This window comes from Corynebacterium argentoratense, assembly GCF_021491455.1.
In the GTDB taxonomy this organism is placed as follows: Bacteria; Actinomycetota; Actinomycetes; order Mycobacteriales; family Mycobacteriaceae; genus Corynebacterium; species Corynebacterium argentoratense_A.
This window is the reverse complement of the sequence record NZ_JAKETN010000002.1, coordinates 67,749-93,259: the sequence shown is the minus strand read 5'-3', so window position 1 is coordinate 93,259 and position 25,511 is coordinate 67,749. Positions and strand designations below refer to the sequence as shown.

Genomic DNA, 25,511 nt, shown 5'->3' with positions numbered 1-25,511 from the left:
TAAAGTGGTTGCTATATGTGGAAAATATTTCTATTCTGAAAGCTACTCATTTTAGAGTAACACTACTCCTAAGGGAGATCCACATGAACGCTTTAAAAAAGAACTTAAGCGCATGTCTGGCAGCAGTCGCAGCTGTAGTCATATGTACATCCCCCGTTCACGCTCAGGTACCTCACGTATTCCCAGCAAAGGAATGCGAATACGAGAATGGGCCAAGGTGCACCGGCTGGTACCCAAATGAATACACTTGCAAAAACATTGCGAACCGGCCTCACGAAGACTGGCAGATGCGTGCCTGCTTAGCGTGGGTCGGGTGCGGCCAGAACTAGAACAATGAGCTTTTTCTCTGGTTGCTTCTGGCTATTCTCGCAGTAGCTTTAATCTACTTGGCGTACCGATTTTCTCTTGAACGAAATCTTGGGAAACTTTCAGAAGAGGCAGACTCGGAGGACATCCGAAAGCATTCCGCTGAAATTCAAAACCAGATCGCTCAAGGGAAAGGGTACCTCTGAGCCCTCAAGCCACAGTCGTGCATACCGCTGACACCCTACAGAGTTTCCAGCAGTAATCAGGGCGGCAATTTAGTGCAACTAGCCGCTAAACGTTGCCCTGCTGATCCAACCGAACAGCAGGTTGAATAGCGTAAAGATCATCTGCAGCAGCGAGTTACTGAAGTTACCCAGCGCCATGCTGCTGCCCGCCAGGAACCCAAGCGCGGCGCTGCCGCTCACGGCGTCATCATCCGAAGAACCATCTGAGGAACCCAACGCGGACGAACCTTCCGCCAATTCGGAAGAGGTGCTAACGCCGGTCGCAGGATCGGAGGAGCCGAGGTCGGAGGATCCCAAGCTAGGAACGTCCGGCACCACGACCTCCTCGCCGAATCCGCGCTGAAGGCGAGGCCAGAACGTATGCAGGGCCTCATTCCACGCATCCCAACTATGCGTGCCCGTCATTGGGAAATCGTAGGCGATGTCGGTGATTCCCAGGCTATCGGTACGGACCTTCAGCTGGTGGGCGCACAGGTTAGATGCAGCCTCGATGCTGAAGCCGTAACTCCAGCGGTCTTTCTTCTGGTTGCTGTTAGCCGGGGCCCAGTCGCCGAAGAAGTCCAGGGCGCCCATCAAACCGGTGGCGGAATAGACGTAGAGGTTTTCCTGGTCCTTCAACCGCTCGGCGTTAAGGACAGCATCGTTGTAGCGGGACAGTGGGGAGTTCATCGGGCCCCACATCATGTCGGTGTTTCCGCCACCACCCTCGATGGTGCGGTTGAGCCCGTAGCGACCCCACCAGGTGTTGTTCGCGGCGCAACCGGACAGGGATGCCACGGAGGAATAGAAACCCGGCTGGTGGGCGGCGTAGTTCAGTGCGGTACCGCCCGACATGGACATGCCGATGAGACTGCGCTGGCCGTCGCCACCGATTTCGGCTTCCAGTGCCTCGGGCAGCTCGTAGGTGAGGAAGGTTTCCCACATTTGCTTGCCGCCCTGTTCCGGCAATTCCTCGACCCAGTCGGTGTAGGCAGAGTGGCGGCCCAGGGCGGGGATGACCACATGGTAGTTACCTTCGCGGGCAAGTTCCGGCAGGTCAGAGCGGTTCAGCCAATTTTGGTCGGTGTAGCCCCCATCGGCGCCACCCAATGCGTAGACGACGGGGCGGGGCGTGCTGGTGTCCGGCGCGGGCAACCACACCAAGGGAATCCAGCGGCCCATCGACGGGGAGTAGGCATTGATTTGCCGGACGGTATCTCCATTGACGCCCATCCAGCGCTTGAGGCGTTCGATTTCCTCTGGGTGCATGTCGATCTTTGCTTTCGGCATGCCTTCGCGCCCGTTGGGGAACATGGGGTTGTCGAACTGTGGGTTAACTGAAGGCATGAGGGCGTTCAGCCAACCTTGTTCCGAGAAGCCACTGGGAGCGCGACGGGTGTCGGTGTTGCCGGGGTTGTCGGTACCTTCGGGGTCGAGTCCGTGGTCTTGCGCGTGGACTGGGGCTGGGCTAAGCGACGCGCCGAAGACGGTGGTGCTTACTAGCAGGGAGGTCAACATCCGACGCATGCGCACTTTCAACTGCTCCTTGGAGGATTCCGTGTACTGGTGTGTTTTTGCGACTGCGGCAGCTTCACCGGTGTAACCCGGGTTGTCAGTTTTGCCGCATTCGTTAGAAGTCTCTCATGGGACTATATCGACTTGTGCGCGATCGGGTTACATTTACGCACCTTAGCTACCGCCGCCTTAGCTGTTGTTGCAGTCAGTTGCAGCGAGTCATGCGTGGCGCACATTGTCCGTCCGCGGCGGCACCGTTGTCAGTATGCTGTGAGCTATGTCTGAGCATTCGACTGGCCCCGCCGCCAACGCCACCGACACCACCGACGCAGTCAACGCCGACACCGCCGACGCCACCAACGCGCCCGACGCCGCCGCCTTCGGCTCCTTGAACTGTGCCGCCAGCATCCAGTGTTTGTTGCAGGAACTCGGCCACATCGAACACATCGAGGTCGCACCCACCGGTACCGCCACCCCGCAAGGCCTGGCGAACGGTCCAGCACACGCCCCCGTGTCCAACACCTCGCCTGATGCATCTGCTGACTCCTCGTCGGACGCATCATCCGGCACCACCCACGACCCTTCGGTCTCACCGTTTGCCAGTGACGACGCCATCAGCATTCGTTTTACTCTGCGGGGCCAGGCCCCCCGCACGTTCGCTGCCGTGACGGTTCCGGGCGAATCCTGGTCAGATCTCGCGGCCGCTTCCGCGCACCTCATGGGCCGCCCGGGCATCAGCCTGCCCAAGACCGACGGCACCCGGACCCTCGCGATCATCGACTGGCTGCCGCACCAGGACCCCCACCAGCAATTGTTCGCAGCAGCATGGTCCCCGCACGTGTCAGTTCGCGCATGCGAGGGCTTCGCCTCTCTGCACGGGCTCGGTATCCGCACCTCGCAGCCGGAAGAAGGCCGCACGCTGGTGGAGTTTTCCAATGGGTCGGTGATGCACCTACGCACCCCCGGCTACCTCAACAGCGTGGGCGACGTCACCGGACAGGACATCGCCGCCAAGGGCCTGCAACCCACCGCAGAATTCCAGCATTACTTGAACTCGTTGCTCGTCCCACCAGCCGATGGACGCAGCCCCTTGCAATGCACAGCGCCCTCCCCCTTCGGCGCTCCCCTGTCATTAATGACGTCGCGGGGCTTGGCGTCCGTCACCGCCTATCATGTTGCCACGGTGAAGGGTGATACCTGGCGGTGGTCCTGGGCGGATGCCACGCGTTCCGCAGAGTGGTTTGGGGCGCAAGCGTTCGGGCCGACCCGGCCCAGCCCAGCCCACGACATTCGTCTCCTGGGCTATCGGCATGGGGTGGGTGCACTGCTTCGCCCCGAACTATCGAGGCAGGAGGTAGAGCAGTCACATGTGCTGGCTATGTGCACCTCTGCCACCGGGTTGTGGCATCACGCGTGGGTGCCACAACCGGATGACTCCTGGGCGTTGCTGCTGTTCCCCGGCAACGCCATCTAGCCGCCAGCTAGCTGCGCAATAGCCACCACATAACTGCTCAGCAGCTGCCAGCTAGCCGCTAGCGCAGCAGGTCGCGGTAGAACTGCTCGTCCACCTCGGCGATGTCATTGGGCACGAAACTGGGGTTGCGGTCCTTATCGATGAGCACCGCGCGCACGCCTTCTGCGAAGTTGGGTTCGCGCCGCAGTTGGTTACCCATGGTCAGCTCATGGCCCAGACTCTGCCCAATGTGGCTGCACTCGACGGTCGCGGCAATAACCTCAATGGTGGCCACCAGGGAAGTCGGGTTGGCAAGCTTGGTGTGTTCGCGCACCAAGTCCACAAACTCAGCGTCCTCGCAGACTTCAAGGTTGGCGCGGATCTCCGACCAGGAGCTCGCTGCGAAGCACTGCTCCATCTGCTTTTCCCAGCGGGCCAACTCCGAGGACTCCGCAACGGTCGTGGTGTGCGCTTCGATCGCGGCGTCAACACCCTTGGACTCATCAATTACGGCCTCTACGAACTCATCCATCTTGGGGGAATCGATGTAGTGGGTGGCCAGGCCGCACCACAGCATGTCGGCCGGCTTCAAGTGCATACCCGTGGTGGCGAGGAAGTTCGCCAACGCCACCGATGCGTAGCCCTTGCCCCCGACCATTTTTTGCATCCGCCAGCTCATGCCGACGTCCGGGATGAACCCGATGAGCATTTCGGGCATCGCGGCGAAGGTTTTTTCGGTGACCACGCGGTGCGAACCGTGCGCCGATACGCCCAGGCCACCGCCCATCACCACACCGTGGATGAGGGAGACGATCGGCTTGGGGTATACCGCTAGCATCTCGTTCATCTGGTATTCGGCGTTGAAGAAGCGGTCGCCTTCGGCATACTGGCCCTGCATGCCTTGTTCGCGGATGGCTCGAACGTCACCGCCGGCGCAGAATGCGCGCTCGGAGGTGGAGGTGATGAGGATGTGAGTGACCGACGGGTCATCGCGCCACTCTTCCAAGCGGTCGAGGATGATCTCGACCATCTCGAGGTTAAGCGAGTTGAGGGCACGGGGCCGGTTGAGTTCTAGCCGGCCGGTGGTGCCCACGACGTGCGCGTAGACGAGGTTGTCAGGAACGGTGGACGCGTTGGTAGAAACATCAGTATTGTGTGCCATGCAGCACACTGTACCGAAAAAATGTGACCCAGGCGTCAGTTTTTGGGGTTCTTCTTCTTTTTCGTCTTCTTGTCCTGCTCAGCGACATCCTGATTGCCTGCCTCAAGTTTGGACGCGACGTCAGGAACGTAACGGAAATCCTCACGCGGGGGGCGCTCGTAGTCATTCGTCGACTGGGGGCGCTCCGGGATATCCGGCATCGGACGATCGATGTGCTCATAGGGAATGGTCGACAACAGGTGCGAAATGACGTTGATACGCGAGCGCTTCTTGTCCTCCGACTCCACCGTGTACCAGGGGGCGGAGGGGATGTCGGTGTGGACGAACATTTCGTCCTTCGCACGGGAGTAGTCCTCCCAGCGGGTGATCGATTGCAGGTCCATGGGCGACAGCTTCCAGCGGCGCAGCGGATCATTACGGCGGGACTTAAAGCGCTTGACTTGCTCTTCATCCGACACCGAGAACCAGTATTTGCGCAGCATAATGCCGTCTTCTACCAGCAGGCGCTCAAAGATCGGGGCCTGGTGCAAGAAGCGGCGGTATTCCTGCGAGGTGCAAAAGCCCATGACGCGCTCGACGCCCGCACGGTTGTACCACGAGCGGTCAAAAATGACGATCTCGCCAGCGGTCGGCAGTTTTTCAACGTAGCGCTGGAAGTACCACTGGCCCTGTTCGCGTGATGACGGCGCGGGCAACGCCTCAATGCGGCAGGTTCGGGGGTTGAGGTATTGGGTGATCCGCTTGATCGCAGAGCCCTTACCTGCGGCGTCGCGCCCCTCCATGATGATGACGACGCGGGCGCCGGTCTCGACAACCCACTGCTGCATCTCAACCAGTTCAGCCTGCAGGCGCTTCAGTTCGGCCTCGTAGGCTTTTTTGGACAGCTTCGGTAGCTCTTTTTTACCCATAGGGTGGCATTCTAGTCCCCCAATGCCACCCGCTACCCCTACATGGCCAGCCCCTATTGAACTTGGAATTCGGCCATTTCGTCCCAGTGGGTTTTGCCTTCGATCAGGGTGTTGATGATCTCTGGGGTTTTCTCGAGGATGGTGGGGAACATCTCGCAGGCAGCCTTGAAGTGTTCGCTGCCGACATGGGCCTCCGCGGCGTCATCCTTAAAGCCTTCGACCAGGATGTATTCGTTGGGGCGTTCGGTGGAGCGGTACCACTCGAAGAACAGGCAGCCGTCTTCCGCGCGGGTTGCTTGGGTGAAGTCGCGGACCAGTTCGGGGAAGGTTTCGACGTTGTCGGGCAGGGGCGTGAATTTTACGTTGATCAAAATCATGTGACCAGGATATAGGTAACGCACCCCACAGGAAAGAAAAGATTAGCGTACAATTAGCTGCGTACACCTCATACCCCTGCGGGTACCAGCGAGAAGTAAGCAAAAAATTACCAAGGATCAAGGATTGCGCCCATGAATAAACCACAGGCCGGCCACTGGGTGCTGGCTGCCCTCGGCAAAAAAGTCCTCCGCCCCGGCGGGCGCGAAACCACCGAGTTCCTGCTCAACCACTGCCCCATCACTGGCGCACGGGTGGTTGAATTTGCCCCAGGGTTGGGTATCACCGCGGCGGAGATCCTGTCCCGAACACCCCGCAGCTATGTGGGTGTTGACGCCGACCCTTCCGCATGTGAGACCACCCGTCGCCGTTTGAACGAACTCCAGCCCCCGTGCCAGGTGTCGGTGCGGGAATGCCCTGCGAATGCTACTGGTTTGGAAGATGGCATCGCCGACGTGGTGGTAGGTGAGGCGATGTTGAGTATGCAAACTGATGCCCACAAGCTGGCCATCATGCGGGAGGCCGCCCGCATCCTGCGCACCGGGGGCATCTATGCCATCCACGAACTGCTGTTAACGCCGGCGGAGCTGGATGAGGAATCGAAGACGGCTATTCAACGGGATTTGGCTCGGGCTATCAAGGTCAATGCCCGCCCGCTGACTATTGACGAGTGGAGCGACCTGGCCACTCAGGCGGGCTTTGAGGTGGTCAAGACGTTCACCACCTCAATGTCTCTGTTAGAGCCGCGCCGGTTGATTGCCGACGAGGGCCTCGGGGTGTTCAAGATTGCGTTCAATCTGCTGCGCCAGCCGCAATTGCGCAAGCGTGTTGTCACGATGCGCGCGACGTTTAGAAAGCATGCGGAGCACTTGGGGGCGATCGGGTTGGTGTTGAAAAAGTCCGATGTGTCCTAGCGGGTGGGTGGAAGATGTTTTTTAGTGATCTGTTTGATGACGCCCCGGAGCCACGGCAGGGCGCACGACCAGCGGTTGCGCGTCTGGCGACGTTGCCCGGCGCGAACATCATCGTGTTTCGTTTTGCCCCCGGCCAGTGCTTGAACGACCATACTGCGGCGCATCCGATCACGGTGCAGTGTGTGCGCGGCGAGCTTGATTTCACGGTGTATACGTCTGCGCCAGGATCTACTGCTACAACCACGCAGGCGTTCCGTTTGCGGCCGGGGCGCGTGATTCATCTGGATGCGTATGAGCTGCATCGGGTGGATGCGGTGGATGGGTGCGATGATGCGTTGCTGTTGCTGACGATGCTCACCACGGACTAGCCCACACCAGGAAGTCCACATCACGCAGCAGGCAGCATGCAGCACCGGGCAGCAGGCGGCAGTGGGCGGTACAGTGTGCGACAATAGCGCTCGTGGCTAACCTCATTAACCTCGAAAATGTCTCGCAGTCCTATGGGCTGAAAACCGTGATCGACCAGGTGTCTTTGGGCATTCAGACGGGCGACCGCATCGGCGTGGTGGGGTTGAACGGAGGTGGTAAAACCACCCTGTTGCGCATCCTCGCGGGTCTCGAGCAGCCGGATTCTGGCCGGGTGTCGCACACTGGGGATTTGGCGATGGCCGTGGTCACCCAGGGCGCGGAATTAGATGATGACGCCACGGTGGCTGAGGTTGTGCTGGAACCGTTGGGTGTGCACACCTACGAGTGGGCGTCGAACGCGAAGGTTCGTGAGGTCCTAGAGGGTTTGGGCATTGTCGACCTCGGGCTGGACACCCCGGTGGGTTCGCTGTCCGGTGGGGAGCGCCGCCGCACGAATCTTGCTGCAGCCCTGGTGCGTGATCTTGATTTGATCATTTTGGATGAGCCCACCAACCACCTGGATGTAGAGGGTGTGCAGTGGTTGGCGGACTATCTGCTGGCCAACAAGGCTGCATTGATCGTGGTCACGCACGACCGTTGGTTCCTCGACACGGTGGCGACGAAGACGTGGGAAGTCCACGACGGTCAGGTGGACACCTACGAGGGCGGCTACAACGATTGGACGTTTGCCCGTGCGGAGCGTGCCCGCCAGGCGGACGCGGCGGAGCAGCGGCGTCAGAATCTTGCGCGTAAAGAGTTGGCGTGGTTGCGTCGTGGGGCTCCGGCGCGTACCTCGAAGCCGCGGTACCGGATCGAGGCTGCGGAGCAGTTGATTAACGATGTGCCGCCGCCGAGGGATTCTGTGGAGCTGATGGCTTTCTCCCGCAAACGGCAGGGTAAGAAGGTTATTGATCTGGTGGATGCCAGCATCCAGACCCCTGACGGCCGTGTGCTGGTTGAGGATTTAACGTGGCGTTTGGCCCCGGGCGAGCGCATTGGTTTGGTGGGGGTCAATGGTTCCGGCAAGACGACGCTGTTGCGCACGATCGCGGGCGAGCATCCGCTGGCTGCGGGTTCCCGAACCGAGGGCACGACGGTGCGTTTGGGCTGGTTGCGCCAGGAGTTGGATGATCTGGATCAGGACATGCGCTTGCTGGATGCGGTGGAGCAGGTGGCGTCCTATGTGCAGTTGGGCAAGAAGGAATTGTCGGCCTCCCAGTTGGCGGAGCGCCTTGGTTTTTCTGCTAAGCGCCAGCGCACGCCCATTAAGGATTTGTCCGGTGGCGAGCGCCGCCGTTTGCAGCTGACGCGCGTGCTGATGGCGGAGCCGAATGTGTTGTTGCTTGACGAGCCCACCAACGACCTCGACATTGATACCTTGCAGGAGTTAGAGTCTTTGCTCGACGGGTGGCCAGGCACCCTGATTGTTATTTCCCACGATCGTTATCTGATCGAGCGTGTGTGTGACAGCACCTGGGCACTGTTTGGCGATGGCACCCTGACGAACCTTCCGGGCGGCATCGAAGAGTATTTGCAGCGTAGGGCTAGCCTTGCCCAGTCGACTGTTGCGAGCAATGTGGGTTCTGCGGCGGCGCAGTCGCGTTCGGCGTCGTCCCCCGCGGCGTCATCATCTAGTCCTGACGTCGCGGGGGCTGGGGCGGGCGCGTCAACGTCGGGTTTGAGCGCAGCGGAGGAACGCGAGCTGACCAAGGAGCTGCAGTCTTTGGAGCGCAAGATCGCCAAGTTGGATGACAAGCAGGCGCAGATCGAGCAGGCCATGGCTGAGGCTGCGGATGATTTTGCTCGGGTGGCTGAGCTTAATGAGCAGCTCAGTGCGGTGCGTGAGGAAAAAGACGAGCTGGATATGCAGTGGATGGAGGTCGCCGAGAAACTATAACGGTGTCCGCGTTTGACCTGTTCAAGGTGGGTGTTGGGCCGAGTTCGAGCCATACGGTCGGCCCGATGCTCGCCGGGTACGAGTTTGCCGACAGCCTGCTGCGCTTCCCGGATGACACGAGCAGCTAGCTGCCGAGGATCCGCAGAAAACGGCGGAGTTTTCGGAAGATTGGGTCAACCTGGTGGCGTTGGCGGTCAATGAGGAAAACGCTGCGGGTGGGCGCGTGGTGACGGCACCGACCAATGGTGCGGCCGGCATCATTCCGGCGGTGCTGTTTTATGCGCGGCCTTCACCCCTGCTGGGCTTACGGAAACTTTCGGCGGCACCCCACGCCAGGTGTGCAACGCTGCGGAGATCGCCATGGAGCACTCGCTGGGTCTGACCTGCGATCCGATCGGCGGATTGGTACAGATCCCCTGTATCGAACGCAACGCCATTTCCGCGGGCAAGGCAATTAATGCGGCGAAGATGGCGCTGCGTGGGGACGGAACCCACCTGGTGTCCTTGGATAACGTGATCGAGACGATGCGTCTCACCGGTGCCGATATGTCGGAGCGCTATAAAGAGACCGCCGACGGTGGTTTGGCAATCACCGTGGCGGTCAATATCCCTGAGTGCTAGAAGCTTTAGTTCTTCGGCTGCGGCTTCTTCGCCACGGATGCGGCGAAGTTCTTCAAGGTGGTGGGGATGTCGTCGCGATCCATAATGACTTCCACCATCACCAGCTTGTCCCTGGTGGCCTCCGCCGTGGCTAGCGCCTGCTTCAACTCGTTCGGGGTGCGTGCCTTGAGGACCAGAGTGGTTTCTTCGGTGCCGCCCATGGCTGCGGGCACGAGGTCCCAGTGGTAGGTGGTGATGTCGTTGTAAGGGGCTTCGGGGCCGTGGATGGCGCGTTCGACGGTGTAGCCCTCGTTGTTGATGATCACCATGATCGGGTTGGTTTTTTCCCGCAGCATCGTGGAGATTTCCTGCACGGTCAGCTGTGCCGCACCGTCACCACTGACCAGCACGCTGCGCCGCTCGGGGGCGGCCAAGGATGCGCCAAGGCTGGCGGGTAGCGCGAATCCGATGGAAGCCCACACGGGCTGGCCCATGGATTCGGTGCCCTTGGGCAGGGGCTTGCCGGCAAGGCCGAACATGGAGGTTCCAAGATCAGCGACCAAGGTTGCGTCCGTGGGAAGCCAGGTGGTGATGATCTCCCACAGGTCATCCTGGCGCAGCTGCTCATCGGGATTGGACTCGGCTGCCTCTGCTGGCTCGGCTTGCTTCAGGGGTTGGGGCTGCGGTTGGGCGGCGGCAACGGCCCGGGTCAGAGCCGGGAGGGCATCGGCCATGGCGATGGGCCCGTAGATAGTGTGTCCGACGCGTGCGGAGTGCGGGTCAACGGCCAGAATGTCCGCTTCCTCGATGTCTGCGGTGAAACCAGCGGTGGCGGTGTCGGTAAACAGTACGCCGATGGTGATGAGCCGTTCGGCATCCTCGACTGCCGCACGGGTGCGCTCCGGGGAGACGGACGCCCAATAGGCACCAACGTAGCGGGGGCTGTCATTATCGACGACGCCGATAGACCACGGCAGCGTCGCGTAGGGCAGGTCGCAGGAGGCGATGAACTCCCCCGTTGCTTGTTTTGCGTGATAGCGCTCGATCAGCCGGTCAGCGACGATGGTGGTTTTCTTGCCTTTAAGGAATTCGGTCGCTGCCTCTTCGAAGGCGGCCAGTTGGTTGCGTGCCGTAAATTCGCTGACGTCCTCACGGATGTTACCCACGGGCTGCCCGATGCGGGCCGCAGCCACGTCGGGGCTGAGCACCAGGTAGCCGGGGCGGGATTCGATGAGCATGGTGCGGATGACGCGGTCGATTTCGCTCGCCGCATTGTCCGGAGTCAGCCATGCTTGGGCGCAGGTGACGTGGCTGGCCATCTCGTAAAAGTGCCGGTAGTTACCATCAGCCAGGGTGTGGTGCACTTTGAGGTGATTGTCTTGGCTAAAGCGCACCGGGGCGCCCACGATGTGGAGGACTGGAACGTTTTCTGCATAGGAGCCGCCGGTGGCGTTGATGGCGGATAGTTCGCCCACGCCGAAGGTGGTGACCATGGCGGCGAAGCCACGCAGGCGTGCGTATCCGTCGGCGGCGTAGCCCGCGTTGAGCTCGTTATTGTTACCCACCCAGCGCAGTGCGGGGTTGTCCAGAATGTTGTCGAGGAAGGTGAGGTTGAAGTCACCGGGGACGCCGAAGATGTCGCTGACTCCGGTTTGTGCGATGCGGTCGAAGAGGTAGTCGGCGACGGTGTAGGGGGTGGTGGTGCTCATGGGTGGGCCTTTCGTCTAGTTCGTCTCGGATTACTTTAGCCGTAGTGCATCCACACCGTCTTCTGCTCGGTGTAGCAATCCAGCGCCCACTTACCCATTTCGCGGCCCCAACCGCTAGCTTTGTAGCCACCCCAGGGAGCAGCCATATCAGGGATGGGCAGCATGTTAATAAACACAGCACCACTGCGCAGACCACGAGAAATACGCTGCGACTCACCGATATCCTTCGTCCATACGCTGGCTGCAAGGCCGTAGTCGGTATTGTTTGCGCGTGCCAGGGTGGACATCAAATCGTCTTCACCGTCGAAAGCCATGACAGACAATACCGGGCCAAAAATCTCCTCCCGGGCCAGGGACATATCATCGGTGACACCCCTGAACAAGGTCGGCTCGACGAAGAAGCCATCACGGTCCACACGATTACCTCCTGTAACCAGCTCTGCCCCTTCGCCCTTACCTCGGCCGATGATGTCCAACACGTGCCCAGCGTGCTTCTCGCTCACCAACGGAGTGATCTGCGCATTCGGGTCGTCGCCTCCGCCGATAGTCATCGACTGCATCGCGTCTGCCATCTTGCTGACAAACTCGTCTTCAACGGACTTATCGACAAAGAAGCGAGTGTATGCGGCACACACCTGACCCGAGTTAAGCAGCGCACCGCCCAGATTCCCGGCTACGGCGGCGTCAATATCCGCGTGCTTCGTGATTATGGAGGGAGCTTTACCACCAAGCTCCAGGGTGAGTCGCTTGAGGTTCGACTCCGCCGAGGCCTTGGTAATGGTCTTGCCAACAGCTGTCGAACCGGTGTAGCTCAAGTGGTCGACCCCCATGTGGCTAGACAACATCGCGCCGACATCCCCGCCGCCTGTAACAATGTTGACCACACCGGCAGGCACCCCTGCCTCGTGGCATAGCTCCACCAGGCGAAGGCTAGTCAGCGGGGTCACCTCGCTGGGCTTGATAACAACAGTGTTGCCCGTCGCGAGTGCGGGTGCCAGCTTCCAGGCCAGGATCATAAGGGGGAAGTTCCACGGGGTGATCAGAGCGTTCACGCCCACAGGCTCACGGACGGTGTAGTTCAGGGTTTCGGGGAAGGAAATGGAGTTCACTGTTCCCTCGATCTTGGTAACCCAGCCCGCGTAGTAGCGGAAGTGGCTGGCAGCTCCGCCTACGCTCACCCCCTGAGCGATCCCCAGCGGCTGGCCCTGATCGAGGGTCTCCAGCCGCGCCAACTCATCAGCATTCGCTTCGATCAGGTCTGCGATCTTGAACAGCACATCTGCGCGCTGGGCAGGAAGCAGGCCCGACCAGTCCGGGTCATTCAGTGCTGCGCCAAGGCGCTGTCCGGTTGCTGCCTCGAGCACGAGCCCGGCCCAGTCCATGCTGATCCCGTATTCCCATTGCGTACCAGGGTCGAAGAGCAGCGGCAGGCGCAGGGATTCGCGGGTGGCGGTGGCGATATCCGGGGTTCGGCTGGATGCGATGTAGTGGTTGAGGGTGTCGTTGAAGAATCCGTAGCCGAAGCCGGCTGTGTGCAGCAGCAAGTCTCGGGTGGTGACGTCGCGTCGTGGGGCGCGCAAGGTCGGCGCGGCGTCATCGGTGGTGTCGAGCACCTGCAGTTCTTCGAGTTCTGGCAGGTAGATGCGCGCGGGTGCGTCGAGGTCGAGTTGACTGCGGTCGTACAGGATCAGCGCCAGGGTGGTGGTGATCGATTTGGTCAGCGAGAACAGGGCTAGCAGGGCGTTGGGCGGGCAGCCGTTGCTGTGGATGAGGTTTGTGCCGCTGGAGTCGACGAGGCCCGCCACAATGGGTGGGGTGCCTTATTGATCGTGTCGGCGCACGGCGACATCGATGGAGTGCCAGATGGGGTTGAGGTTCGCTGACACGAGCAGCGAACGCGACGGCGGTGGGGTCATGGTAGCTCCTGCGGCGGAAGCATTACTTGAGTCACAACTTTAATAGTTTGTGTTTCGCGATACCACTGCTGTTACCCCCTCCCTCACCACCGGCACCTCTTAGCGCTCACCGCCGGCCCATGCTGCCGGCTGCTAGTGCCGGCTGCTCACCGCGATCCCGCCGAGGGCTTCGACCAGGTCATTCGCCGCCTGTGCATCCGCACACAGGAAAAAGAGCGTCGGGCCAGATCCAGACACCATACCTTTCACGGCACCAGCAGCCACACCGCGTTCCAACGCCTCCGCCAAGTCCGGCGCCAGGGCCACCGCCGGCGACTGCAGGTCGTTGACCATCAATCCAGCAACAGCGTCCGCACCCGTCGCCCCGCCGATACCCTCGGCGCTTAAGGCCCGGGAGAACGCCTCGACGTCAACGAGGCTAGGGCCCAGGCACAGTCCCTCGTCGCGCATGGCATCTAGGGCACGAAACACCGCCGGCGTCGACAGCCCACCCTCGCGCGGGAGGATCACGAAGTGCAGCGGCAACGCACAGTCGATGGGGCTGAGCACCTCACCCCGCCCGCGACCGCATTGGGTGCCACCGCGCAGCATGAAGGGCACATCGGATCCGAGTTTGAGGCAGATATCGAGCAGCTGCTGTTCACTCAGCACCTGTCCACCTAATGACGCCGCGTAACTCGCCGCCGCACGCACAGCGGCCGCACCATCGGCGGACCCACCGGCCATGCCGCCCTGGGTGGGGATCCGCTTGTGCACCTCGCAGCGCAAGTTGAGCGCAACGCCGGCGACACGAGAGACGTGTTCGATGGCTGCGCAAATAAGGTTGCTGGGCCCTAACGGCACCTCGTCTGCTTGCCTGCCGGTGACGTGCAGTTCGGTATAGCTGACATAGCCTTGGTCGATGAAGCGCCCGGCTTCGGGGTGGGTGGAGCCGTGGGCGCCGTAATCGATGAGGGTGAATGCGAGGTCGTCGTGCAGGGAGACTTCGTGGAAGATGCTCACCAGTTCGTGGTAGCCGTCCGCGCGGGCATTACCCACCGATAACGCTAGGTTGACCTTGGCGTACGCCGATTCCGTGTGCGCGTTCACTATAAGTTTTGAGCTGCCAGGCGGACAAAGTCTGCGATGCCGAGTTTTTCGCCGCGCTCCCGTGGGGAAATCCCCGCCCCCTCTAGTTCGACCTCGGCGATGATGGAGGAAGCGTAGTATCGCGTCAGTGCCGCGCGCAGAGTCTTGCGGCGTTGGGCAAACGCGGCGTCAATTAGCGGAAATAGCAGCTCCCGCAGCTCAGGTGTGATCGGCCAGGGGGCATCCTCGGGGGTGTAGCAATCTATTGCAACCAGTCCGGATTCGATGTTGGGCGCGGGCCAGAACACGTTCTTGCCGATCTTCCCCGCCAAGCTCACCTTCCCATAGAACGCCGCCTTCACGCTCGGCACGCCATAAACCTTGCTTCCGGGCTCTGCCGCCAGGCGCTCCGCCACCTCCAGCTGCACCATCACCAGCACGCGGCGAATCGTCGGGAAAGTTGCAAGGAAATGCAACAATACGGGAACCGAGACGTTGTAGGGAAGGTTTGCAACCAGTGCGGTGGGACCACCGGGCAGGTCGCTGGCCTCGATCTTCAGCGCGTCCTTGTTGATCACCCGCAGCTTGTCCACGTGCTCGGGAGCGCGCCATTCAACCGTTTTTGGGAGTTCCGCGGCCAACCGGTCGTCGATTTCCACAGTCGTCACCCGGCCAGCTTTGTCCAGCAGCTCCAGGGTTAAAGAGCCCAGCCCGGGGCCGATCTCGACCACGTGGTCCTCGCCGCCGATTCCACTGTCGGCGACAATGCGGCGCACGGTGTTGGGGTCGTGCACAAAATTTTGCCCCAGTTTTTTCGTCGGGACTACGCCAAGCTTGTCGGCAAGTTGGCGGATCTCTGCGGGCCCCAGCAGCTCAGTCATGAAAGACTATCCTAGTGAATCCCGGCCGCGATCGTCGCACGGGACCTAGCGCAGGCCGAGTTTCGCGGTGCAGGCAGGCCATGCGCCCCAGCCCTGCGCGGCCTGTACCTTTTGCGCGATGGCGATTTGCTGTTCGCGGGTGGCCAGGTGTGCGGACGGTGCATACTCGCCACCGCCGAAGCCCAACCAGGTGGAGGGGGTGAACTGCAGGCCGCCGAAGAAGCCGTTGCCGGTGTTGATCGCCCAGTTGCCGGTGGATTCACACTGCGCGATGGAGTCCCACACGCTGCCCTCTGCCACTGCGGGGGCGGCGGGCTTGGTGCCGCGTTCAATCTTGGCTGGGGTCGCGGGCGTCAGCGCCACATCTTCAATGACGTCGCGGGCCTCTTCGACACCATTGACCTTGCGGATGGTGGACACGATCCTCTTGGTGCCGGGCTTGGCCGGCTCGAGGATGCTTTCTTCACCCTCGTTGAGCTCCGGGTTGTCGATGTATTCGGCCGGTGCTTCGTAGGGCTTGGTTTCGGTCACTTCATCGTTTTGGATGCGGGTGACGCGGGCGGTCATGTCGGGGGTGACGGGCGTGTCCAGAGCGGGCTCCACGACGTCATCATCGTCGTAAGCGACGCCCAGGCGGTCGAGCAGGTCCTTGACGGTGTTGGCTGCGACGACCAGGTTTTCAACATTGCCGGCGTTGTCAACGGTGACGGGCTTGGGGGTGGCGATGCCGATGGCAAGACCCGAGGTAGGGATCTGTTGGTCGGAGGGGACGTCAACGGCGTCGGAGGAGCCAACGGACAGCTGGTCAAGCAGCTCTTCGACGGTCAGTGCGGTGGTGTCGATGTTTTGGGTAACACCGTCGATGGTGACGGCCACGGGGCGTGCGGTGCGCACGGTGATGGTGGCGTTGTCGCCGATTTTCTCGCTGGGTGCCGGAACGACCATATCTTTGTCGCCGACTTCGACGCCTGCCTGGCGCAGGACAGAGTCCACGCTGCCGGCCATGGTTTTGATGTGCTGGGTGTCACCGTTGACGACCAGTTCGACATCTTTGTTCATGCTGACTACGACGCCACCACCGACGACGAGGCCGGCGAGCACGCCACCGGTTGCGATGCGTACGGGGACGGATCGGCCGGAGGAGGTGTTAATACGACGACGTGCGGAAAAGCCCACGGGGACACTCTTTCATTAGCTGTGTAGATCTTCAGCTTTAGGGTTCAAAGCCGAAGGGGCCTTGGTTTTGAGTGCGCATTTTTTAGGTGCACGAGGCCCTCAAGCAACATTGTCACGATACGGTAACAATGCAGGTATGTCTAGCGGATTTAGGCTTTAGCGATGCAGCTCACAGAAAATTACAACCTCAGGATTCGCAACTTCCACAGCAGGCAACAGCAGCCACTCACACGGTGGCTTGGCCTCGGCCCGTACCCGGGGCCGCTGCCTACACCTGATAGACGCGCGCGAAGGTCTCGCTGACGTCGCGTGCCACCTCTGCCGGATTAACCCCTCGCGCCTCCGCGATGCAGTGGGCCGCGTGCCCCACGAACGCCGGTTCGTTGCGCGCACCCCGGTAGGGTTCGGCCGTCATGTAGGGCGCGTCGGTTTCGATCAAGTACTGCCCCGCCGGCGCGATGCGGGCTGCCTCACGCAAAAAGTCGTTGCGTTTGAAGGTGACGTTGCCGGCGAAACTGAGCACGTACCCCCTAGAAAGTGCTTCCTCCGCAACCTCGAGCGGGGAGGAAAAACAATGCAGTATGACGTCGCGGGGGCGCGGGGCGTCAGCCAAAATCTCCATCAGCTCGGCATCTGCTTCCCGGTTGTGGATCATTAGGGCTTTGCCCGCGGCACAGGCCAGGTCAATATGCCAGCGCAGGGCTTCAGCCTGTACGTCTAGGGGCGCGCAGTCCTCAGATTTGCCGATCCAATAGGTGTCCAGGCCGGTCTCACCAATCGCAACGCACCTGGGGTCGGCAGCCATCTCACTAAGGCGAGCCCGCGCGGCGTCATCAAGCTCAAAGGCCCTGGTCGGGTGGATTGCGCACGCAGCGTACACATCCGCGTTACTGTGCGCCGCTTGCAAGGCCAGCTCAGCTTCTTCAAGTCCATCACCAACGGTGCAGACGCGGGCCACCCCGGCCGCCTTGGCGCGCTCGACGATGGCGCCCACTTCTTCAGGCGTGCGCGCACCACAGGACGCCAGGTGGGTGTGGGCGTCGATGATCGTTTCGCCCGAGATGAGTGGCGCTGGCACCGGCTGCGGGCGGGGCTTTTTCTTAGCCACGCTGTTGGACTCCTTCGAGCTGTGCTGCGGTTGTTAGCCCTGCTGGACCGGCGCCCATTCGGGACCGGTCTGGCCAAGTTCTGGGTCGAGCTTGGCGATCAGCGGCTTCGGCTTGGACAGCGGAGTGCCGGATTCCAAGGCGATGGGTTCCCACTTGGCTTGGGCGCTGGAGTAGTCGCCCATGATCACCGGGTAGCTCTTGCCCTCCTCAGGCAGGCCAACGCCCACGGGTTCCACGGGCATGTCGTCGTGCACTTCAACGATCTTCGGCATCGGCGCCCACACGCCTTCGCGGCCCAGGGTTTCATGGACTTTTTGGGCGGTGTGCGGGAGGTAGGGGGTCAGCAGGGTGTTGATGTGGCTGACAACCTGCAGCGCGGTCCACAGTACGGTGCCCAGGCGTTCGCGCTGGGTGTCATCCTTGGCCAGCTTCCATGGCTCCATCGCCGCAATGTAGGCGTTGGCTTCGCCAACAACATGCATGGCGTGGGTGATGCCAGCTTTGAAGCGGTTGTTTTCCAGGGCTTCACCAACGATGCCGAATGCGTCTGTGGCCAGGTCGAGGATCGCTTGGTCTTCTTCGGTCAGCTGCCCGGGGGTCGGTACTTGGCCGAAGTTTTTGTGCACCATCGACACGGTGCGGTTGACCAGGTTGCCCCAGCCGTTGGCGAGCTCGTTGTTGACGCGTCGGACAAACTCGTCCCAGGTGAAGTCGGTGTCGGTGTTTTCCGGACCTGCCACGGCGATGAAGTAGCGCAGCGGGTCGGGGCCGAAGTCTTTGAGGAAGTCCTTGACGTAAATGACCACGCCCTTGGAGGAGGAGAACTTCGAACCAGACATGGTCAGGTATTCAGAAGAGACAACCTCGGTGGGAAGCTGCAGTTCGCCGAACTCGCCGGCTTCTCCCCCACGCGAGCCTTCGCCGCGGTAACCCAGCAGTTCAGCGGGCCAAATCTGGGAGTGGAAGGTGATGTTGTCTTTGCCCATGAAGTAGTAGGACAGAGCTTCCCGATCGGTCCAGAAGGCGCGCCACGCGTCGGGGTTGCCGGTGCGGTAGGCCCACTCGATGGATGCGGACAGGTAGCCCACCACGGCGTCGAACCACACGTAGAGCTTTTTGGCGTTGTTGTCCTGCCAACCTTCGATCGGTACCGGAACACCCCAGTCGATGTCGCGGGTCATCGCGCGGGGGCGGATGTCGTCAAGCAGGTTGAGGGAGAATTTCAGCACGTTGGGGCGCCAATCCTCACGGGTGGACAACCATTGGGACAGCGCCTCGGCGAGAGCCGGAAGGTCTAGAAGGAAGTGTTCGGTTTCGACGAACTTGGGGGTTTCACCGTTGATTTTGCTGACCGGGTCGATCAGGTCTGCGGGGTCGAGCTGGTTGCCGCAGTTGTCGCACTGGTCGCCGCGTGCTCCCGGCGCGCTACAGATGGGGCAGGTGCCTTCGATGTAGCGGTCCGGCAGGGTGCGGCCGGTGGAGGGGGAGATCGCGCCGAAGGTGGTCTCTTTGATCATGTAGCCGTTGGCGTAGAGGCCTTTGAACAGCTCCTGCACCACCGCGTAGTGGTTACGGGTGGTGGTGCGGGTGAACAGGTCGTAGGTCAGGCCTAGGCCGGCGAGGTCTTCGACGATTTGTCGGTTGTAGCGGTCGGCGAGCTCTTGGACGCTCACGCCTTCTTTTTCCGCTTGGACGAGCAAGGGGGTGCCGTGTTCGTCCGTTCCGGAGATCATCAGCACGTCTGCGCCTGTCATTCGCTGGTAGCGGGCGAATACGTCGGAGGGGACACCGAAACCGGCGACGTGGCCGATATGACGTGGGCCGTTCGCGTAGGGCCAAGCGACGGCAGTGAGCACAGACTTAGACATAAGTGTTTAGCTTAATTGATGTGCTTACGAGCACGAAACGCTAGCGCGGAAGCACCTGCCAGCATCATGATCAGCGATGCAGCAATGACGCCGCGTACATCGGCACCGGTGTCCGCGTTGGCGGTAAAGCGCACGCTGTTGCCCAGCGGCGTGTAGCCGTACGGAGCGAGCTTTTCTTTCAGCGTGAACGTCCACAGCGGCTCTCCGGTAGCTTCGTCAACACGGGTTTCCGGGGTGTTGCGCAGGAAAATGTAGCGCCACAGGATCTGGCCGTCCACGGCCATGTCGACATCTTCGACGGACCGGCAGGTGAAGTCTTGAGCGTATCCGCCCTACTCGAGCTCCGGGCGGTGGCAAATCTCTACATCCCACAGGGAACCAGGCAACACTCGGCCAGTGTCGGCAGCAGTCTTGTACAGGGTGGGCAGCTCACCGAAATGTGCGATAGCACCGCTCTCGTATCGGCTGCCGGGGCGGATGGTGAAGTTCGCGTTCGTCCCGGTCGCCGGGCAGCTCACCGGGATAGCGTAGGTGTCAGCGTTGTAGCGGAACACCCCGGCGCCGAAAGCTTCCGTCTTTTCGCCGTCGTAGCGCCAGGCGACGGTGTCGTCGGCGAGCTCGCATCCGGGAGCCGCGGCGGCAGTGTCCTGCTGCTCGCGGGAGGCAGACACTTCTGTTGTTTGAATATCTGGTTGTTCTTCTGATGGATTTTTGGTCATGCTTACGCCTTGGTGTGTGGCGGGGGTAAAATCAACATGATCGGACTACCCCCGCCACGCCCACAGCCCCCCCTTCCAGCGGACCGTTACCATTTCGTTATATTTTCCGGCGGGGAGACCACACCCCTATAGCCGCTAGTGGCGACGATTAAGAAAATCAATAAGAACGACTTAACAATCACCCTGACGGCCTAAGATCACGAAACGATAACAATCGGCCAATGCGGTCACTAAAGTAACGCAGAACACACCACCACGGCGCTCTCCATCAGAAACTACCCCTCGGAACGCGCCAACAACACAGCCTCATACAACTGCTTCTTCGACACACCACCCACGCGCTCCGCCACCCAGGCACACGCCGACTTCAAACGCCCCCCCGAAGCAACCAAACGCTCAACCTCTTCCACACAGGCCGCCAACTCGTCCTCCCCCACCGGCTGAGCAGACGCAGCAGCCCCTTCCAACACCACAGTGATCTCACCGCGCACACCTCCCTGCGCCCAGGCAGCAACCTCACCCAAGCTGCCCCGCTTGACTTCTTCAAACGCCTTCGTCAGCTCGCGACACACCGCAACCCGACGCTGCTCCCCCAACACCGACGCAGCGTCATCAAGCGTCGAAGCAATCCGATGAGGGGACTCAAAAAAACACACAGCCCGACGCTCACCACGCAAAGACTCCAACCACGCCCGCCGCGCCCCAGGCTTCCGAGGCGCGAAACCATCAAAAACAAAATGCCCCACGCGCAGCCCACACAACGCCAACGCCGTCGTCACAGCCGAAGGCCCCGGAACCGAAGACACACGAATCCCCGCATCATGGGCGGCCTCCACCAAAGGGAAACCCGGGTCGCTAACAACAGGCATGCCCGCATCAGAAACCACCAACACCATTCCCGAACGAGCCACCTCCAACAACCCCTCCACGCGTGAGGCCTCATTATGGTCGAAATTGCTCACGATCTTGCCCCGCGGAACCACACCCAAAGCATCACACAGAGCACGCGTGCGCCGCGTGTCCTCCGCCGCAATCACATCCGCCACGGCCAAAGCCCGCTGCAACCGAGGGCTCGCATCACCGGCATTACCCAAAGGAGTACCGGCAACAACCACCCCCAACACATAGCCATCTTCCAAGGTCGCAGCAGCAGGCGCATCGTCAGAGATCATGCCCACCAGCATAAGGCACCGACGATACCCGCTCACGTCCCCTAGACTAAAAGTCGTGAATCGCGGAGCAGAACTCACCAAACAACCCCCACAGACCCCCGCCGGCGCCAGCCAGGCGGGCGCCACAAGCTCCTCACAATGGAGCCGCGCCGACTGGATCAGCCTGGCAACAATCACCGCACTCGCCGCCATCACCCGACTCATCGGGCTCACCACAATCACCGGCGACGGTACCCCCGTCTTCGACGAAAAACACTACGCGCCCCAAGCCTTCGACATCGCAGTATCCGCCACCAACCCGCTTACCGGCGGCATCGAATCCAACCCCGGCTACGGGCTAGTCGTCCACCCGCCCCTTGCCAAACAAATCATGGCCTGGGGCAACACCCTGTTCGGATACACCCCCATGGGCTGGCGGATCAGCGCAGCACTTGTCGGAATCCTCGTGGTTCTCGCGATCATGGGACTCACACGAAGCCTCACTCGCTCCACCCTAGTGATGACCATCGCCGGACTACTCGCCGTCTTCGACGGAGTGCTACTGGTGATCTCCCGCTACGGGATGCTCGACATCTTCCAAACCCTGTTTGTCATCCTTGCCGCATGGGCCTGGGTGCTTGACCGACGCGACGTCACCACCCGACTAGAAACGACCATCGCCGGCAGCACCGTGCCCTACCAACCCGGCTACCCCTCAAACCTCCAATGGGGAATCCTTGGACCACGCCTAGGGTTCCGATGGTGGCGCTTCACCACCGGCCTCTGCCTGGGACTCGCACTGTCGGTGAAATGGTCCGCGCTGTACTACATCGCCTTCTTCGGACTGATCAGCGTCGGCGCCGACTACTGGTTACGACGCCGCGCAGGCATCCGCGCACCACTGCCCGGCGCTCTCCTACGCGACGCACCCAGCGCCTTCGCAAGCCTCGTCATCTTGCCCATCGCCATCTACGCCTGGAGCTGGCGCGCCTGGTTTGCCTCCGAAACCGGCGTCTACCGGCACGCCGAACAAAGCAACGGCGCAACCGGCGGACTCTACGACCTACTGCCCACCGGTATATCCAACTGGCTGTACTACCACGCCAGCGTGCTGCGCTTCCACACCACCCTGACCAACAGCTCCGGCCACCAACACCCCTGGGAATCCAAACCCTGGCAATGGCTAGCCGCCACCCGCCCCATCCTGTACTCCTCCGCACACGACCTGAGCTGCCTCGGCACCACCAGCTGCTCCCGCGTCGTCTACCTCTTCGGCACACCACCGATCTGGTGGGTCACCGTCCCCGTCCTGCTCTGGGCACTGTGGGCCGCCATCGCACGCCGCGAAAACCACTACTGGCTACCCCTAGGCCTCTTCCTAGCCGGCTGGCTGCCATGGATGTTGGAATCCGACCGGCAAATGTACTTCTTCTACGCCACACCGCTGGTGCCTTTTAGCATCATTATCATCGCCATCATCACCAGCCAACTCATCACCAGCGGCAGCGCACTGAAACGCAGAATCGCCCAAGGTTACCTAGCGCTCGTCGTCGCCGCGTTCCTCTTCTTCTCTCCCTTGCTCTACGGCATCACCGTCCCCGAGTGGTACTACCAGTCCATGCTGTGGCTACCCAGCTGGCGCTAAGCGGGGCTGGCCTGCAGGGACTTCCACGTGCGCACAAGCTCCGCCCAGCCGCGATCAGACAGCCACACAACAACCATCACCACAACAGAAGCGCACAACATCACCAACCCCCACAACTGGCCAGACGACGCCTGCCCCACCATCACATCCCTGGTCGCGAAACCCGAGCTGAACATAAACAACGCGCCAAACACCGGTAACACCGACCCCACAGCACGCGGACGCCAGGCACACCACACCAACCCGAACGCCAAAGCCAAACGCACCGCAGCAGCATCGCTCACCAAACGAGCAATACCCTGCTCAACAGCAACCGACGTGGCCGAATCCCCCAACAGGCGCAACGCCCACGCAACGTAGCCCACAGCCACGACAACCAACGCCACACGAGCACAAGCAAGCAGAACAGCACCGCGCCGCCCAACCCCCGCGACGTCAACACCCGAAAGAACAACCTGCTGCAAACGCTCAGATTCCACAGGCAGCTCGGGCACCACGCTGACCGCCAAATGGCGATTCAAACGAGCCGCCCCCTCCACAAACGCCTGGCACTGCTCGCACATCGACACATGCGCATCCAGCACATCATCATCGATGCCCGCGGGCTCCCCATCCAGACGCGCAGACAATGCTGCCTGCATACGAGCACAATCAAGCACGCTGCAACCTAACCCAACACCGCGTCAAGCGACGCGCGGCCCGAACCAAAAACAACGATCATCATCAACGACACCATCAACACCAACACATACTCAAAACCATTGTTGGTGACAAATACCCCATGATCGAAATGTACAAAATACGCTGCGGCCAGCACCAACAACGCCAACGCCCCCGCCACGGCGGTCGTCAACAAGCCAACAATCAACATCGAACCACCCACCAGCTGCGACACCCCCGCCACCCACGCAGACGTCTGCGCCTGGGGAACACCAGCAGCCGCGAAACTCTGGGCCGTCGCAGCCGCACCATCAGCAAACAAGATCTGCCAACCGTGGGCAATAAACACAAAGCCCAAAACGAGCCTCAGGACGAACAAGGCACCATCACGCACAACAGGTTTATTCATAGGATCACCCGTCCCCGCGCATCCTCACGCACCCACTGCCTAGCCGGCATGCTGCTGTTCACGGTACTGCCCCCCGGTAACATCCTCACCGGAATCAAAGGCGTAATCGACCACATCAAGGTCAACGAAGTCCGGGCTGTCATCATCAATTTGCAGCACCACACCACCACGACGACGCAAGTGAGCCGGCACGCCATACTGTTCATCGCTGACCGTACGGACACCCAAACGCGCACGCTTCATGTGGGCGATACGGCGGGCGCGCAACTGCTCTTCGGCCTTAACCTGCCGGCGCAGACCGGACAGGTAGCTAAACAGAACCACCACGCCAACAGCGGGTACAGCCCACACCCATCCGCCGGCAACAACCGCGGCGATGGAAGCAATCGCGATGAACGCCACCAAACCCATGACGGTGCGCTGACGGCGCTGGTAGTGCGACTGGCGGATCTGCGCGTCCCGCTCCGGGTCGAAGCCACCGCGGCCGCGTCGGCGAGCAGCAAATTCCAAGTCCTCCGGATCGAGGTGGGTGAGCTCCTCGCCGTACACCTCGTCAGCCGCGTAGGCGTCGGGATCAACTGCGTCGTACTCGGCCGCAGCATCTGCCAAGGTCAACTGAGCGGCCGCAGCCTGAGTATCGGCCTCGTAATCATCCAATTCTGCGCGGCGGTCCAGAATGTCAGCCGGGCCGACAAAAGAATCATCCATCTCGTAGATGTCCTGGGCTTCGATCACAATGGTGTCTGCCATGGCGTCGCTGTCCTCGCGCAGATCTAGCTCGTGTTCGTCTAAGATCTCAGGCTCAACGACCTCCCCATCCTCCTGAGCCGCGGCGTCTACATCGGTGTCTGCGTCACTGTCTGCTTCAGCGTGTGCGTCGGCTGCAGTTTCGTCTTGTTCTTCTACCTCAACCGACTCATCGGCGAGCTCGTAATGGTCGTCGAGGTCCTCGGTGTCTGCTTGCTCTGCGACTGCCTCGTCCTCAGTGGCTTCTACCTGCTCAGCGCGGCGTGAACCCCAACCGAGCTTCGAAGACAGCCCAGTAAAGAAACCAAAGCTCGGGCGGGCTAAGCCTTCCTCGTAATCTTCCAAGACCACGTCATCGGCATTATCAATGACGTCGCGTTCGCCTGCTGCCCGCACCGACGCGGCGTCATCATAATCGTCATAATCATCGGCAGAGTCGTCGAAAATATTAGCCTCCGCCCTGCGACGCACACGGGCCATCCTGGCGCGCTGCGGAGGAGCATCACGACCGCCCTCGAAGACCACGCGAGTTTGCTCGAAAGAGTCATTGGTGCGGCTCATCGGCCTCTGCGAACGCAGCAACAACGGCGCCAAAACAAACAGCCACATTGCCACAATCAGGCCAATCACGAGGGTTGCGGACACCAAGCCCACCCGACCTTTCTTTAGCTAAACACCACCCGTCCGCACA

General features: G+C 61.1%; 23 protein-coding genes and 1 pseudogene. 7 read left to right on the top strand and 17 right to left on the bottom strand.

The genetic code is table 11. The features are described 5' to 3' along the window. Positions 1–590 precede the first annotated feature (590 nt). Positions 591–2,048, bottom strand: a complete 1,458-nt coding sequence (locus L1C91_RS02880; RefSeq protein WP_234857940.1) for an alpha/beta hydrolase — start codon at positions 2,046–2,048, stop codon at positions 591–593. 274 nt (positions 2,049–2,322) lie between these two features. Between L1C91_RS02880 and L1C91_RS02875 the strand changes: the two genes are divergently transcribed. Further along, positions 2,323–3,519, top strand: coding sequence for a DUF6882 domain-containing protein (locus L1C91_RS02875; protein WP_234857939.1), 1,197 nt, complete (start codon positions 2,323–2,325; stop codon positions 3,517–3,519). Between the two features lie 58 nt (positions 3,520–3,577). Here the strand turns inward: L1C91_RS02875 and L1C91_RS02870 are convergent, their stop codons facing one another. From L1C91_RS02870 to L1C91_RS02860, 3 genes are read right to left on the bottom strand one after another with little or no spacing between them, the layout of a single operon-like run. Continuing rightward, positions 3,578–4,660: a 3-hydroxyisobutyryl-CoA hydrolase gene (locus tag L1C91_RS02870; RefSeq protein ID WP_234857938.1), complete on the bottom strand. Its 1,083-nt coding sequence runs from the start codon at positions 4,658–4,660 to the stop codon at positions 3,578–3,580. 35 nt (positions 4,661–4,695) lie between these two features. Continuing rightward, positions 4,696–5,568, bottom strand: coding sequence for a polyphosphate kinase 2 (ppk2, locus tag L1C91_RS02865; protein ID WP_234857937.1), 873 nt, complete (start codon positions 5,566–5,568; stop codon positions 4,696–4,698). Between the two features lie 53 nt (positions 5,569–5,621). Further along, complete coding sequence (locus tag L1C91_RS02860) at positions 5,622–5,945, bottom strand: putative quinol monooxygenase (protein WP_234857936.1); 324 nt, start codon at positions 5,943–5,945, stop codon at positions 5,622–5,624. Positions 5,946–6,077: 132 nt separating this feature from the next. Between L1C91_RS02860 and L1C91_RS02855 the strand changes: the two genes are divergently transcribed. The 5 genes and pseudogenes from L1C91_RS02855 to L1C91_RS02835 form a co-directional block, all read left to right on the top strand. Then, complete coding sequence (locus L1C91_RS02855) at positions 6,078–6,857, top strand: class I SAM-dependent methyltransferase (protein ID WP_234857935.1); 780 nt, start codon at positions 6,078–6,080, stop codon at positions 6,855–6,857. Between the two features lie 14 nt (positions 6,858–6,871). Next, on the top strand, positions 6,872–7,225 hold the full coding sequence (locus L1C91_RS02850; protein ID WP_234857934.1) for a cupin domain-containing protein: 354 nt from the start codon (positions 6,872–6,874) through the stop codon (positions 7,223–7,225). A gap of 92 nt (positions 7,226–7,317) precedes the next feature. Continuing rightward, positions 7,318–9,162 carry an ABC-F family ATP-binding cassette domain-containing protein gene (locus L1C91_RS02845; protein ID WP_234857933.1) on the top strand — a complete coding sequence of 615 codons (1,845 nt, stop codon included), beginning with the start codon at positions 7,318–7,320 and terminating at the stop codon, positions 9,160–9,162. After that, positions 9,135–9,290, top strand: coding sequence for a serine dehydratase beta chain (locus L1C91_RS09545; protein WP_419178699.1), 156 nt, complete (start codon positions 9,135–9,137; stop codon positions 9,288–9,290). Before L1C91_RS02845 ends, L1C91_RS09545 begins: the two co-directional genes overlap by 28 nt. Next, a pseudogene (locus L1C91_RS02835) lies at positions 9,278–9,783 on the top strand (L-serine ammonia-lyase, iron-sulfur-dependent, subunit alpha); the annotation flags it as partial. The gene L1C91_RS09545 and the pseudogene L1C91_RS02835, both read left to right, overlap by 13 nt. Positions 9,784–9,788: 5 nt before the next feature. Here L1C91_RS02835 and L1C91_RS02830 read toward each other — a convergent pair. The 10 genes from L1C91_RS02830 to rsmI form a co-directional block, all read right to left on the bottom strand. Further along, positions 9,789–11,471 (bottom strand): alpha-keto acid decarboxylase family protein, encoded by a 1,683-nt coding sequence (locus tag L1C91_RS02830; protein WP_234857932.1) that lies wholly within the window; start codon positions 11,469–11,471, stop codon positions 9,789–9,791. Positions 11,472–11,506: 35 nt separating this feature from the next. Further along, positions 11,507–13,276 (bottom strand): aldehyde dehydrogenase family protein, encoded by a 1,770-nt coding sequence (locus L1C91_RS02825; protein ID WP_234857931.1) that lies wholly within the window; start codon positions 13,274–13,276, stop codon positions 11,507–11,509. A 243-nt stretch (positions 13,277–13,519) separates the two neighbouring features. Continuing rightward, on the bottom strand, positions 13,520–14,476 hold the full coding sequence (locus L1C91_RS09445; protein WP_234857930.1) for a 4-(cytidine 5'-diphospho)-2-C-methyl-D-erythritol kinase: 957 nt from the start codon (positions 14,474–14,476) through the stop codon (positions 13,520–13,522). Continuing rightward, on the bottom strand, positions 14,476–15,336 hold the full coding sequence (gene rsmA / locus L1C91_RS02815) for a 16S rRNA (adenine(1518)-N(6)/adenine(1519)-N(6))-dimethyltransferase RsmA (RefSeq protein WP_234857929.1): 861 nt from the start codon (positions 15,334–15,336) through the stop codon (positions 14,476–14,478). Before rsmA ends, L1C91_RS09445 begins: the two co-directional genes overlap by 1 nt. Positions 15,337–15,381: 45 nt before the next feature. Next, positions 15,382–16,512: a transglycosylase family protein gene (locus L1C91_RS09440; RefSeq protein WP_234857928.1), complete on the bottom strand. Its 1,131-nt coding sequence runs from the start codon at positions 16,510–16,512 to the stop codon at positions 15,382–15,384. 268 nt (positions 16,513–16,780) lie between these two features. Beyond that, a complete protein-coding gene (locus tag L1C91_RS02805) occupies positions 16,781–17,620 on the bottom strand; it encodes a TatD family hydrolase (RefSeq protein WP_234857927.1) in 840 nt (279 codons plus the stop codon). Between the two features lie 33 nt (positions 17,621–17,653). After that, the gene (metG, locus tag L1C91_RS02800; protein ID WP_234857926.1) at positions 17,654–19,489 is read right to left on the bottom strand and encodes a methionine--tRNA ligase; all 1,836 of its coding nucleotides are present in this window, start codon (positions 19,487–19,489) and stop codon (positions 17,654–17,656) included. A gap of 11 nt (positions 19,490–19,500) precedes the next feature. Beyond that, on the bottom strand, positions 19,501–19,773 hold the full coding sequence (locus L1C91_RS02795) for a hypothetical protein (RefSeq protein WP_234857925.1): 273 nt from the start codon (positions 19,771–19,773) through the stop codon (positions 19,501–19,503). Positions 19,774–19,821: 48 nt separating this feature from the next. Further along, the gene (locus L1C91_RS02790; protein ID WP_234857924.1) at positions 19,822–20,208 is read right to left on the bottom strand and encodes a hypothetical protein; all 387 of its coding nucleotides are present in this window, start codon (positions 20,206–20,208) and stop codon (positions 19,822–19,824) included. 275 nt (positions 20,209–20,483) lie between these two features. Beyond that, a complete protein-coding gene (gene rsmI / locus L1C91_RS02785; RefSeq protein WP_234857923.1) occupies positions 20,484–21,380 on the bottom strand; it encodes a 16S rRNA (cytidine(1402)-2'-O)-methyltransferase in 897 nt (298 codons plus the stop codon). On the opposite strand from rsmI, the gene L1C91_RS02780 reads away from it, so the two are divergent. After that, positions 21,379–23,004, top strand: coding sequence for a dolichyl-phosphate-mannose--protein mannosyltransferase (locus tag L1C91_RS02780; protein ID WP_419178698.1), 1,626 nt, complete (start codon positions 21,379–21,381; stop codon positions 23,002–23,004). The two genes, rsmI and L1C91_RS02780, sit on opposite strands and share 2 nt — an antisense overlap. Here the strand turns inward: L1C91_RS02780 and L1C91_RS02775 are convergent. The 3 genes from L1C91_RS02775 to sepX are packed head-to-tail and all read right to left on the bottom strand — an operon-like array spanning position 23,001 to position 25,465. Beyond that, complete coding sequence (locus L1C91_RS02775) at positions 23,001–23,663, bottom strand: zf-HC2 domain-containing protein (protein ID WP_234857921.1); 663 nt, start codon at positions 23,661–23,663, stop codon at positions 23,001–23,003. The genes L1C91_RS02780 and L1C91_RS02775 overlap by 4 nt on opposite strands. Positions 23,664–23,671: 8 nt before the next feature. Beyond that, positions 23,672–24,073: a DoxX family protein gene (locus L1C91_RS02770; RefSeq protein WP_234857920.1), complete on the bottom strand. Its 402-nt coding sequence runs from the start codon at positions 24,071–24,073 to the stop codon at positions 23,672–23,674. Between the two features lie 39 nt (positions 24,074–24,112). Further along, complete coding sequence (gene sepX / locus L1C91_RS02765; RefSeq protein WP_328219581.1) at positions 24,113–25,465, bottom strand: divisome protein SepX/GlpR; 1,353 nt, start codon at positions 25,463–25,465, stop codon at positions 24,113–24,115. Positions 25,466–25,511: the final 46 nt, after the last annotated feature.